This window comes from Shewanella sp. AC34-MNA-CIBAN-0136 (assembly GCF_040309945.1).
In the GTDB taxonomy this organism is placed as follows: Bacteria; Pseudomonadota; Gammaproteobacteria; order Enterobacterales; family Shewanellaceae; genus Shewanella.
Genome location: NZ_JBEOPJ010000003.1, coordinates 87794 through 99226, shown reverse-complemented (window position 1 = coordinate 99226; position 11433 = coordinate 87794). Strand labels below are relative to the sequence as shown.

The window sequence follows — 11433 nt, the reverse complement described above, 5'->3', positions numbered from 1 at the left end:
ACTGTATATAATGACAGTCACTGTATAAAAAGACAGGAATCATCATGAGACCGTTAACGCCGCGCCAAGCAGAAATTTTAGACTTAATTAAAAACAATATCGCCGAAACAGGTATGCCACCCACTCGTGCTGAAATTGCGAATCGTCTTGGCTTTAAAAGTGCTAATGCCGCCGAAGAGCATTTAAAAGCATTAGCCAAAAAAGGCTTTATCGAGATCATGCCTGGTACCTCAAGAGGCATTCGTTTACCTCATGAAGAGCAGGTTGAAACCGGTCTGCCACTCATTGGACAGGTTGCTGCTGGTGAACCAATTTTGGCCCAAGAGCATGTAGAGCAATACTATCAAGTCGATCCAAACATGTTTAAGCCCGCCGCAGATTTTTTATTGCGAGTGCGTGGTGACAGCATGAAAAACATCGGCATTTTAGAAGGTGACTTACTCGCTGTACATAAAATGCAGCAAGCACGTAATGGCCAGGTTGTTGTGGCACGTGTTGATGATGACGTCACCGTAAAACGATTTGAACAAAAAGGTAATGTGATTTATCTGCATGCCGAAAATGAAGATTACAATCCGATAAAAGTAGATTTAAGTTGCCAAAGCCTAACCATCGAAGGGCTTGCCGTTGGCGTTATCCGTAATGGAGATTGGTTATGAACAAACTAATGGGCATCGCGCCACGCCACCCGGGCTTATGGGTAGATTTAACTGAAACAGAACTGCATGGCACCCAAACCATTCAAACATTACAAACTGTCACCCAAGGTGAAGCTGAACTGAGCCAATTGTGCAGCCAGTTAGCAATATTGAGCCAGCAAGGCAGATGGATTGTATTAATTAGCCCGCCCCATATTGGCTATAAACATATGCTGGCAAGTGCTGGTGTAAGAATGGATCGCATTTTACTGGTACACACCAAAGATGAAGTCGAAACATTATGGGCCATGGAGAAAGCGCTCACTAGCGGTACATCGAGCGCAGTAGTAACTTGGACAAGCTCACTTGATGCTCGCGATAGTCGCCGTTTAGAAATTGTCGCCAAAAGTGCACGTGCATTAGGGGTGGTAATTGAAGATGTGAATGCTCACTTACCTCACAAACATCAACTTGTTAGCCCTACTTTAACAAATGGAACAAGTAATTTTTGCTCATTTCACTAAGCACGAACCCTTCATTACCAAGCCCTGTATTGAATTCAGGGTTTTTTTTCATCTTTTTTCAGCCTATTAGCCAACAAAGTGATCTTGATCAATGTTTAATCTACAAGTAATGTGGTTAACAAGGATGAAACATTTTTTATCTTTAATTGGACGTGAATGGCAGTAATCAAGATTACTTTCAGACAAATGAGCCAAATCAAAATTGATAAGTTCAGTAGTAGGTACAAGCGTGGTGCACAGCTAACAATAAAACCGTAGACCGTATGTTTACAGCCACCAAAGTACTTTGAGGTCATCAAACTTTTTTCGGGAACCGAAGAGTTTGCATAGAGCAGAGAATTACTGTGTGACTCTTCTTTGTAGTTGCTATTTGCAATTAGCAGAGGAGTAGTCTTGTGAAGCAATGGTTGTATTGTTTACTGGTGGTGTTTGTAGCACTTCCGCTTGGGGCATCAGAAATGCCCCTCAACATGACTCAAGGCGTGACAGATATCAGTGGCAAGGTTTATGACCTCCACATGACGATTCTTTACATCTGTTGTGTAATTGGGTTAGTGGTGTTTGGGATCATGATTTACTCAATGATTTATCACCGCAAATCAAAAGGCGCTGTCGCGGCCAATTTTCACGAAAGTACCAAAGTGGAAATTGCTTGGACCGTCATCCCTTTCATCATCTTAATCGGCATGGCTATTCCAGCCACCAAAACCTTGATTGCTATGGAAGATCCCAGTGATGCTGATCTCACCATAAAAATTACCGGGTCGCAGTGGAAGTGGCATTACAGCTATTTTGATAAAGACATCGAATTTTACAGCACATTATCCACTCCCAGAGCACAAATTGATGGCAGTGAGGCCAAAGGCGAGCATTACCTCCTTGAAGTCGATAAGCCATTAGTACTGCCCATTAACCAAAAAGTGCGCTTCTTGATGACATCTGATGATGTTATTCATTCATGGTGGGTACCCGCGTTTGCCGTTAAAAAAGATGCCAATCCAGGCTTTATCAACGAAGCCTGGACTCGTATTGATAAGCCTGGAACGTATCGCGGCCAATGTGCCGAGTTATGCGGTAAAGACCATGGTTTCATGCCGATTGTGGTGCAAGCATTATCGGAGGCCGATTTTGATAATTGGTTAGTGGAGCAAAAAAAACTAGCAAGCAATGCAGCTGCAGCCGCTGCGGCATCAATGTCTAAAACCTTGTCTCTTGAGGAGCTAACCTCACAAGGTGAACAAATCTATATTGCTAGGTGCGCCGCTTGTCACCAACCCAATGGTGCGGGTCTTCCTGGTGTATTCCCATCATTAATTGGCAGCCCTATCATAAAAGGCCCTGTTAACGATCACCTGAATATCGTCTTAAACGGTAAACCAGGTACTGCAATGCAAGCCTTTGCAAAGCAACTTAGCGCCCAAGAAATTGCCGCAGTCATTACCTTTGAGCGTAATGCGTGGGGCAATAATAGCGGTGATGTAGTTCAAGCTGCTGATATAGGAAACTTTTTAGGCAGTAACGAGGCAAGCACCGAACCAAGTAAAGCAGTAACCGATGCAGCAAATACTATTGCAGCAACGACAACTGACATTACCGATGCGGTTACCGACAAAGCCAATCAAGCTGTCGAAGCCGTAGCAGAAGCTGTTGTACCGGAGGATCTGCCCACGTTAACCTTGGAGCAATTAATTGCTGAAGGTGAGCAGGTTTATGCTACGACATGTGCTGCATGTCACCAAGCCACTGGCGCTGGATTACCAGGCGCTTTCCCTTCACTTATTGGCAGCCCTGTTGTTACTGGACCGGTTAGCGGACATATCGATATCGTTATGCACGGAAAACCAGGTACCGCAATGCAGGCATTTAGTAGTCAACTTAGCCCGCAAAAGATGGCGGCGGTGATTACTTATGAGCGCAATGCGTGGGGCAATAATTCTGGCGAAGCGGTGCAACCTGCCGATGTCGCTAGCCATGGACAGTAGGGGAAAACAATGAGCACAACAACGCACGATACACTGGCTACCGCTCATGATGATCATCATCACGGCGCTCCGAAGGGGCTAATGCGCTGGCTACTCACCACTAACCATAAAGATATCGGCTCGCTGTATTTATGGTTTAGTTTCATTATGTTTCTTACTGGCGGTGCGATGGCAATGGTGATTCGAGCTGAATTATTTCAGCCTGGATTACAGCTAGTAGAACCTAACTTTTTTAATCAGATGACCACAGTTCATGGCCTCATCATGGTGTTTGGGGCGGTGATGCCCGCTTTTACCGGGTTAGCAAACTGGTTAATTCCAATGATGATTGGTGCCCCAGATATGGCACTACCGCGAATGAACAACTGGAGTTTTTGGATTTTACCCTTCGCCTTTACCATTTTATTAGGTTCACTCTTTATGGAAGGCGGCGGCCCTAACTTTGGCTGGACATTCTATGCTCCGCTCTCAACCACCTATAGTCCTGACAGTACCGCCCTATTTGTTTTCTCCATTCACATAATGGGAATAAGTTCGATAATGGGCGCAATTAACGTCATTGTAACCATTGTAAACTTGCGAGCTCCTGGCATGACCTGGATGAAGTTACCTTTGTTTGTGTGGACTTGGCTCATTACCGCATTTTTACTGATTGCAGTAATGCCGGTGCTCGCAGGTGCGGTCACCATGGTATTAACCGATAAGTTTTTTGGTACTAGCTTTTTTGATGCTGCAGGTGGTGGCGATCCGGTGATGTTCCAGCATATTTTCTGGTTCTTTGGCCATCCCGAAGTTTACATCATGATTTTACCATCCTTCGGTATTATCTCCGCGATAGTACCAACCTTTAGCCGTAAAAAGCTGTTTGGTTACTCCTCGATGGTTTACGCCACTGCCAGTATTGCCATTCTGTCATTTTTGGTATGGGCACATCACATGTTTACTACTGGTATGCCTGTTTTTGCCGAATTGTTTTTCATGTATTGCACCATGTTGATTGCCATTCCAACCGGGGTGAAAGTGTTTAATTGGGTCGCCACTATGTGGCGCGGTTCAATGACATTTGAAACTCCAATGCTGTTTGCAGTGGCATTTATCATCCTGTTTACCATTGGTGGCTTTTCGGGCTTGATGTTGGCAATTACCCCTGCTGATTTCCAATACCACGACACTTACTTTGTCGTGGCTCACTTCCATTATGTACTGGTGACTGGGGCGATATTCTCCATTATGGCGGCGGCTTACTATTGGCTGCCTAAATGGACCGGCCATATGTATAACGAAACTTTAGGTAAGTGGCACTTTTGGTGTTCGGTAATATCCGTCAACGTGTTGTTTTTCCCAATGCACTTTCTAGGCTTAGCAGGTATGCCGCGTCGGGTTCCCGACTACGCGGTACAGTTTGCCGATGTGAATCAAATTGTGTCGATTGGTGGCTTTGCATTTGGTTTATCTCAGCTAATTTTCCTTGTTGTAGTTCTCAAATGTATCAAGGGTGGCAAACCCGCTGGAGATAATCCTTGGGAAGCAGCCGAAGGCTTGGAATGGTCGATTGCCAGCCCTGCGCCATATCACTCGTTTACCACTCCACCGGAGATTAAATGAGATGACACAGCCAACAAAATCAAATCGTAAGCTATTAATCATCCTGATTGCCGGGTCAATTGGTATGTTTGGGTTTGGTTTTGCGCTGGTACCGCTTTATGACGTGCTCTGCGATACATTGGGGATTAATGGCAAACCCCAAAATAGCGCCAGTAGTTATGAAGCGGTGGTGGTTGATAAAAACCGGACCGTAACCATTGAATTTGTGACTCAAGTTCAATCAGGTATGCCATGGGAATTTAGCCCTAAAGTTAACCAAATAAGCGTACATCCTGGGGAGCTCACTCACGCACAATTTTTGGTTAAAAACCTATCGACACGTGACACGGTAGGCCAAGCAATACCTTCGGTATCGCCAGGGCAAGGGGCGGCATACTTCAATAAAACGGAATGTTTTTGCTTTAATCAACAACCTTTGGCTGCAGCAGCAACAGCAGAACTACCACTGATTTTTTACGTGGACCCTGATTTACCAGCGTCCATTAACACATTGACTCTCTCTTATACCCTTTATGACATCACCGATAGACAGGCGATCGTCATGGAGCAAGGAGCAGCAAAATGACAACAAAGTATCAAACTTATTATGTGCCAACCCAAAGTGCTTGGCCAATAATCGGTGCTATCGGTTTATTTTTAATTGCGTTTGGCGCAGGTAATTATGTACAACAATTAACCACTGAAAAAACCTCTGGCGGTTACATTTTAATAACCGGCTTGGCCGTGATTATCTTTATGATTTTTGGCTGGTTTAAGACCGTTATTGATGAATCCATGGCTGGACTGTATTCACCGCAAATGGATCGTTCATTTAGGCAGGGAATGAGTTGGTTTATTTTTTCAGAGATTATGTTTTTTGGGGCATTTTTCGGCGCGCTATTTTATGCCCGAATGATTTCAGTACCTTGGCTTGGTGGCGCATCTAACAATGCCATGACCCATGAAGTGTTGTGGCCTGCATTTGAAGCTATGTGGCCATTGGTTAAAACACCTGATGGCACCGCAACAGAAGCCATGCCATGGACGGGTTTGCCGTTAATTAACACTATTATACTGCTAACCTCGTCGGTTACCTTGCACTTTGCTCATACCAATCTCGAAAAAGCCAATCGTAAACCTTTGATAATCTGGTTAGCGTTGACGGTAATTCTGGGTATTGCGTTTCTCAGTTTACAGGTTGAAGAATATAGCCATGCATACCAAGAAATGGGGCTTACGCTCTCTTCTGGTGTCTACGGCAACACCTTCTTTTTGTTAACCGGTTTTCACGGCATGCACGTAACGATTGGCACCCTGTTCTTGATTATTTTATTACTCAGAATTGTAAAGGGCCACTTTAGCCCCGACAAGCATTTCGCTTTTCAAGCTGGGAGTTGGTATTGGCACTTCGTTGATGTGGTGTGGTTATGTTTATTCATTTTCGTATACGTACTATAAAACCACGTATTAACGACTAATAAGGTCTGGGGTTAGGTTGAATGTAACCAAGCCCCAAAGCCACCAGCAATACCATTATAACGACAACAGAAAACAATACGCGCCGGCCGAGAAAACGACTCATTGATTGTTGATGCTCGCCCTTAACCATAATAAATAAGGCCCTACCTAAGTTAAATAATATGAATACAAGCAACGAGACTAAAACTAACTTAACGATGAAAGGTGTTGTCACAGGCAATCCTTTTAAAAGTGTGGGGATGTCTCGGGTATTATTCGTAATCATTACTTTGGTCGTGTTTAGCTTGTTGGTCAAGTTAGGATTATGGCAGTTATCACGAGCAACCTTTAAACAAGAGTGGCAAAGCACACTTATCCAGCGCCAACAGCAACAAGCACTCACTTATGAGGAAATGTTGACAATAGTTGAAACGTCAGAAGCCTCAACAAGCTCTCAACCGGAGACGAGATTACTCACGGGTTATCGTCTGAAGATCTCAGCTAAACCCGTCAATAACATGATGCTGTTATTAGACAATCAAGTGTTTCAGGGTCAAGTAGGATATTTAGCGTATCAAATTTTTGAAATAACCCCTGAACAACCTTGGATAATGGTCGAGCTAGGCTTTGTGCCTGCAAACAAAGACCGTCGAATTTTACCTGAACTAACCCCCTTAAAAACAAATTACTACACACTGTTTGGCCGAGTTTATCAAAAACAACCCAACCCATTAAGTGACCGACTAGATCCAGAGCAATTAGCCGATACTCATGCTCCAGTACGTTTTCAAAATATCAATATACCCGCACTCACTGACATGCTTGGCCATACACTGACGCCTGTGGTGCTGCAACCCGACAATGTTCCAAATTATCACCTGCCTCAACCTTGGATACCCATTCCATTGTCGGCACAAAAACATCAAGGGTATGCCTTGCAATGGTTCACCATGGCAGCAGTATTTTTAGGACTAATGAGTTGGATAGCATTTCGACAATTTCGACGCTAAGCACCGTCGTTCATAATTAACTTAACAATAATATCAAATGATAAAGAGGAGATGGAATGAACTCCCTACCGAAAAAAAGCAATAAAGCACTACTGGTCTTACTGCTGGTATTTATTTTACCGGTTGCCTTAGCCAAATTAGTGTTAAGCCTAGAGCTGTATAACGGAGCAGCAACCAACAAAGGGGCGCTGATCGCTCCCGACATAAACTACACCAACTTAGCCATGGAAAACCCTAAACCTCATGCATGGCAAGTACTGTTTTTTCTACCCGAAACCTGCAATGAGCAATGCCAAGAACGGCTGTACATTTTACACCAAAGCTATATTGCCCTGGGCAAAGATAGGGATCGTGTTACCCCAATCATTGTAGTAAACAGCCACAGTGACACCAAAATTCTCAAGCAATTAAATATCTCATTTGACCAAGCAAACGCCAATGACGCACTTGCTGCACTATTGATCAATCAACAGCTTATTATTGTCGACCCTCTCGGTAGCTTAGTCATGCAATATGACAACGTAATAGGTCACGACGCCAATATTGCTCAGGGCAAAGCCATGATTGCCGATTTACGCAAAATGCTTAAGTTGTCGAGGGTTGGCTAATGGCAATACAGCGATTAATCAAATTCACTTTAGTGTTTACCTTGGCCGTTATTTTAATGGGCGCCTATACACGTCTGTCTGATGCTGGATTAGGTTGTCCTGACTGGCCAGGCTGTTACGGCCATTTAGCGGTGCCGAGTGCAAGCCATGACTTAGCCAATATTGAAAGTCGATTTCCTGATGCTCAAATTGAGCCAGAAAAAGCTTGGCTTGAAATGATCCATCGCTATATTGCTGGTACTTTAGGGTTAATGGTTTTAGCCATTCTAATTATGTGTCTTAAACAGCCGCAAGCACCCAAAAAACTGCCCGTTTTTATTGCGGTACTCATTGTGTTTCAAGCCGCATTGGGAATGTGGACTGTCACCATGAAATTAATGCCTGTTGTAGTAATGGCGCACCTTATAGGCGGTTTTAGTTTATTCGCCTTGTTACTGCTGTTATATCTGCGGCTTAAACCATTAAGGATCCCCGGAGGTGATACCTATGCGCGTAAGCTCATTCCTTTAGCACTAGTCAGTTTTGGTGTATTAGTCATTCAAATTATACTCGGTGGCTGGACCTCATCAAATTACGCCGCGCTTGCCTGTACCACCCTGCCCATATGTGAAGGTAATTGGGTCGATAATTTACGTTTAGCCGATGCTTTTTCACCATTCCAAGGCGATCACCCCAGTTTTGAATTTGGCGTTTTAGACTATTCCACCCGCATGACCATTCATGTCAGCCATCGAATTTGGGCAGTGGTAACCGCCATAACGCTAATCGTACTTGCACTCAAATTACGCTATGCACAATCACATATAATGCGTAACAGTGGTTACTTATTAGTGTTACTGGTCATCGCTCAAGTCGGACTGGGTATTAGTAATGTGGTGATGAATTTACCTTTAGGCATCGCAGTATCACACAATGGAGGCGCAGCCTTATTGCTGCTTACCTTAGTCTTTATTAATTACGCCCTGTTGCGTAAAGCATAAGTGAGGATCAACCATGACAAAACCTCTTACTATTAGTCAGGTTCAACCTAAGATAACTCTACAATGGCGCGCCTATTTTGAAATGACCAAACCCAAAGTCGTAGCACTTATGCTGCTTACAGTGTTGGTCGGCATGTGTTTATCTGTGCCTGGCATTGTACCGTTACAACCTTTGGTTGCGGGAATGGCAGGCATTGCGATGATGGCAGGCTCTGCGGCGGCGTTTAATCACTTAATTGATCGTAAAATCGATGGTTTGATGGCTCGAACTTATAATCGTCCGCTGCCTAAAGGAAAAATCTCCAGCATTAAAGCGGCAACCTTTGCGGTGTCGCTCGGATCACTCGGCTTTGTGGTGTTATATACCTTAGTTAATCCCCTCACAGCTTGGTTAACCTTTGCCAGTTTAATTGGTTATGCCTTGGTGTATACCGCCTATCTTAAACGGGCGACCTCACAAAATATTGTCATTGGTGGATTAGCCGGCGCTATGCCGCCATTATTAGGCTGGACCGCAATAACCAATGAACTGCATGGCTACGCCTTGTTACTGGTTATTATTATCTTCACTTGGACTCCACCGCATTTTTGGGCATTAGCCATTCATCGCCGTAAAGAATATGCCAAGGTCGATATTCCAATGTTACCGGTGACACATGGGGTAGAATTTACCAAAACCTGTATTTTGCTTTACACCATTTTATTAGCCATTGCCTGCCTGCTACCCGTTTTAGTCGGCATGTGTGGTCCAATATATTTGGTGGGTTCAACGTTATTGAGTTGTGGTTTTATCTATAAAGCGTGGCAGTTAAAGTTTCATGACTATCCAGAGCTGTCTATGCAAGTCTTTAAATTCTCAATTTATCATTTAATGGTGTTGTTTATAGTATTATTAGTTGACCATTACTTTTGGGTAAACGCTTAAATTAGAAAGGAAAATATATTGAAAATAATGATAGCGGTAGGGCTAATGTTATTAGCCCTAGTGGGTGGTGTCGTTTATCAACAGACGCAAACAGAGCCTATGCCATTGGCGACCAGTTATGTATTTGAGCAGCAGCGCCCATTAGCACCATTTACATTAGCAGACCAATACGGCAATGCGTTTACTAACCAAACGTTACAAGGTAAATGGAGTTTGTTCTTTATTGGTTACACCGCTTGCCCGGATGTATGCCCTACCACTCTGAATAAACTCGCAGCGGCATATCCACAACTGCAAAAAATAGCCAGCAATGTACAAGTGGTGTTTGTGTCAGCAGACCCTAAACGTGACACTCAAGCTAAACGATTAGATTACATAAATTTTTTCAATAAAGACTTTAAAGCGGTCAGCGCAGAACACACCGACTTATTTCCGTTTAGTCGTGACTTCGGCTTTGTGTATGCCATGGTGGGAGAGGACAGTGATTACCAAGTAGACCATAGCGCATCGTATGTGTTGGTTTCGCCAAGAGGGGAAAAAATAGCAGTATTTAAACCCAAACCACAACCTGGGCAGCTCGCACAAATTCTTAATGCTGAGCTCATTGCTGACTTTAGCCAAATCGTTCAATCTTGGCACTAGCCATTTACGTAATATCGTTACTCTTCGAGCCATTGACCATTATCTTGCGGGCGGATCCACGCTTGTGAAAACCAATAATAGCCCGTTTTTGTTTTGCTGGGCGCTGTGCAGTTATAGCGTGAACGCCCGGGTGCCAAATCTGATGATGCTTGGATAGATAAGCGATTTTCACTTAACCAAATAGGTTTCTTCGGTCCTTGGCCTTGAATAAAACACATCACTTGATGTGGATAAATATCTTGCGTATCAATAGTTAACTCTAATTTAGGTCGCCACTTACCTGATACCAATAATGGATCGCTGATGTTCTGCTTAATCACCGGCATCGGTAAACTGGAAAACTTAACCGTTAAACTCGCTAAATCAGCATAAGCATTGGCAACCGGAAAGCGCGGTAATGCCGTTAGTGAAGCATATTCCCCTGCGGCACCAGATTGCTGACCAAAGCCAACAAAGCCCTGTTTCGTCAAAATTGCTTCTAATTTGTTAGTGTATTCACCATACGGGTAGGCAAACATTTTTACACTTTGGCCAGTACGTTTTAATATTTCAGCTTCTGTCGATAAGATATTATCTTCGACACGGGCTTGCCATTGGGCTTGGGTTTCTTTGCCTTGACGACGAATTAAATGTTCGTGTCCCCAGCTGTGGTTGGCAATCGTCACGCCTTGATCGGATAAGGCAGTAATGTCTTTCCAACTCATCATGCCCTTGAAACCGGCATCGATGGGGGCAACAGAAATAAACACAGTGTACGGAAATTGATGTGAGGCTAGAATGGGCGCAGCATTGTTGATAATGCTGTCATAACCGTCATCGAAAGTAATCACAATACGTCTATCGGCTATTGGCGTGTTATGCTTTATTGAATCAACAGCTTCAGCTAATGAAATCACGGTAAAATCATTATCAGCCAAGTACTGCATCTGTTCAGCAAACTGACTTGGCGTCACACTCGTGCTTTTGGGGGTATTTTCCGACACGTGGTGATATTGTAAAATGACCACCGCATTGGCATCAAAATGCAATACACTCAAGCTGAACAACACCAACAATAAAGCTATTTTTTTAACCATGATTAT

Annotated in this window: 13 protein-coding genes; 11 read left to right on the top strand and 2 right to left on the bottom strand. The window is 43.7% G+C overall.

Annotated features, from left to right (window positions below; genetic code table 11):
* Positions 1 to 44: 44 nt before the first annotated feature.
* The 6 genes from lexA to AAEY94_RS03790 all read left to right on the top strand — a co-directional run bounded on the left by lexA (position 45) and on the right by AAEY94_RS03790 (position 6186).
* The gene (lexA, locus tag AAEY94_RS03815) at positions 45 to 659 is read left to right on the top strand and encodes a transcriptional repressor LexA (protein WP_059745867.1); all 615 of its coding nucleotides are present in this window, start codon (positions 45 to 47) and stop codon (positions 657 to 659) included.
* Complete coding sequence (locus tag AAEY94_RS03810) at positions 656 to 1162, top strand: cell division inhibitor SulA (RefSeq protein ID WP_059745868.1); 507 nt, start codon at positions 656 to 658, stop codon at positions 1160 to 1162. The genes lexA and AAEY94_RS03810 overlap by 4 nt, the downstream gene beginning before the upstream one ends.
* Positions 1163 to 1557: 395 nt before the next feature.
* Complete coding sequence (gene coxB / locus AAEY94_RS03805) at positions 1558 to 3144, top strand: cytochrome c oxidase subunit II (protein ID WP_182743369.1); 1587 nt, start codon at positions 1558 to 1560, stop codon at positions 3142 to 3144.
* Between the two features lie 9 nt (positions 3145 to 3153).
* Positions 3154 to 4749, top strand: coding sequence for a cytochrome c oxidase subunit I (gene ctaD, locus AAEY94_RS03800; protein ID WP_101084886.1), 1596 nt, complete (start codon positions 3154 to 3156; stop codon positions 4747 to 4749).
* A gap of 1 nt (position 4750) precedes the next feature.
* A complete protein-coding gene (locus AAEY94_RS03795; protein WP_182743371.1) occupies positions 4751 to 5314 on the top strand; it encodes a cytochrome c oxidase assembly protein in 564 nt (187 codons plus the stop codon).
* On the top strand, positions 5311 to 6186 hold the full coding sequence (locus tag AAEY94_RS03790) for a cytochrome c oxidase subunit 3 (protein ID WP_162022070.1): 876 nt from the start codon (positions 5311 to 5313) through the stop codon (positions 6184 to 6186). The genes AAEY94_RS03795 and AAEY94_RS03790 overlap by 4 nt, the downstream gene beginning before the upstream one ends.
* 16 nt (positions 6187 to 6202) lie before the next feature.
* Here the strand turns inward: AAEY94_RS03790 and AAEY94_RS03785 are convergent, their stop codons facing one another.
* Positions 6203 to 6421, bottom strand: a complete 219-nt coding sequence (locus tag AAEY94_RS03785) for a DUF2909 domain-containing protein (RefSeq protein ID WP_041412724.1) — start codon at positions 6419 to 6421, stop codon at positions 6203 to 6205.
* Here AAEY94_RS03785 and AAEY94_RS03780 point away from each other — a divergent pair.
* Genes AAEY94_RS03780 through AAEY94_RS03760 form a run of 5 tightly spaced genes read left to right on the top strand, consistent with a single transcriptional unit; the run spans position 6369 to position 10351 of the window.
* Positions 6369 to 7196, top strand: coding sequence for an SURF1 family protein (locus AAEY94_RS03780; protein WP_101084882.1), 828 nt, complete (start codon positions 6369 to 6371; stop codon positions 7194 to 7196). The two genes, AAEY94_RS03785 and AAEY94_RS03780, sit on opposite strands and share 53 nt — an antisense overlap.
* A 56-nt stretch (positions 7197 to 7252) precedes the next feature.
* Positions 7253 to 7804, top strand: coding sequence for a redox-active disulfide-containing membrane protein (locus AAEY94_RS03775; RefSeq protein WP_101084881.1), 552 nt, complete (start codon positions 7253 to 7255; stop codon positions 7802 to 7804).
* On the top strand, positions 7804 to 8784 hold the full coding sequence (locus tag AAEY94_RS03770; RefSeq protein WP_101084880.1) for a COX15/CtaA family protein: 981 nt from the start codon (positions 7804 to 7806) through the stop codon (positions 8782 to 8784). Before AAEY94_RS03775 ends, AAEY94_RS03770 begins: the two co-directional genes overlap by 1 nt.
* A gap of 13 nt (positions 8785 to 8797) precedes the next feature.
* Positions 8798 to 9709 carry a heme o synthase gene (cyoE, locus tag AAEY94_RS03765; RefSeq protein ID WP_101084879.1) on the top strand — a complete coding sequence of 304 codons (912 nt, stop codon included), beginning with the start codon at positions 8798 to 8800 and terminating at the stop codon, positions 9707 to 9709.
* Between the two features lie 27 nt (positions 9710 to 9736).
* Entirely contained in the window at positions 9737 to 10351 is a 615-nt protein-coding gene (locus AAEY94_RS03760; RefSeq protein WP_101084878.1) for an SCO family protein, read from the top strand.
* Positions 10352 to 10368: 17 nt separating this feature from the next.
* On the opposite strand, the gene AAEY94_RS03755 is transcribed toward AAEY94_RS03760, so the two are convergent.
* The gene (locus AAEY94_RS03755; protein WP_101084877.1) at positions 10369 to 11427 is read right to left on the bottom strand and encodes a polysaccharide deacetylase family protein; all 1059 of its coding nucleotides are present in this window, start codon (positions 11425 to 11427) and stop codon (positions 10369 to 10371) included.
* Between the last annotated feature and the right edge of the window lie 6 nt (positions 11428 to 11433).

What these genes read in the sequence shown, in the direction of transcription:
- lexA (WP_059745867.1), top strand. Translation starts at nt 45, where the DNA reads ATGAGACCGTTAACGCCGCGCCAAGCAGAAATTTTAGACTTAATTAAA.
- AAEY94_RS03810 (WP_059745868.1), top strand. Translation starts at nt 656, where the DNA reads ATGAACAAACTAATGGGCATCGCGCCACGCCACCCGGGCTTATGGGTA.
- ctaD (WP_101084886.1), top strand. Translation starts at nt 3,154, where the DNA reads ATGAGCACAACAACGCACGATACACTGGCTACCGCTCATGATGATCAT.
- AAEY94_RS03795 (WP_182743371.1), top strand. Translation starts at nt 4,751, where the DNA reads ATGACACAGCCAACAAAATCAAATCGTAAGCTATTAATCATCCTGATT.
- AAEY94_RS03790 (WP_162022070.1), top strand. Translation starts at nt 5,311, where the DNA reads ATGACAACAAAGTATCAAACTTATTATGTGCCAACCCAAAGTGCTTGG.
- AAEY94_RS03780 (WP_101084882.1), top strand. Translation starts at nt 6,369, where the DNA reads ATGAATACAAGCAACGAGACTAAAACTAACTTAACGATGAAAGGTGTT.
- AAEY94_RS03775 (WP_101084881.1), top strand. Translation starts at nt 7,253, where the DNA reads ATGAACTCCCTACCGAAAAAAAGCAATAAAGCACTACTGGTCTTACTG.
- AAEY94_RS03770 (WP_101084880.1), top strand. Translation starts at nt 7,804, where the DNA reads ATGGCAATACAGCGATTAATCAAATTCACTTTAGTGTTTACCTTGGCC.
- cyoE (WP_101084879.1), top strand. Translation starts at nt 8,798, where the DNA reads ATGACAAAACCTCTTACTATTAGTCAGGTTCAACCTAAGATAACTCTA.
- AAEY94_RS03760 (WP_101084878.1), top strand. Translation starts at nt 9,737, where the DNA reads ATGATAGCGGTAGGGCTAATGTTATTAGCCCTAGTGGGTGGTGTCGTT.
- AAEY94_RS03755 (WP_101084877.1), bottom strand. Translation starts at nt 11,427, where the DNA reads ATGGTTAAAAAAATAGCTTTATTGTTGGTGTTGTTCAGCTTGAGTGTA.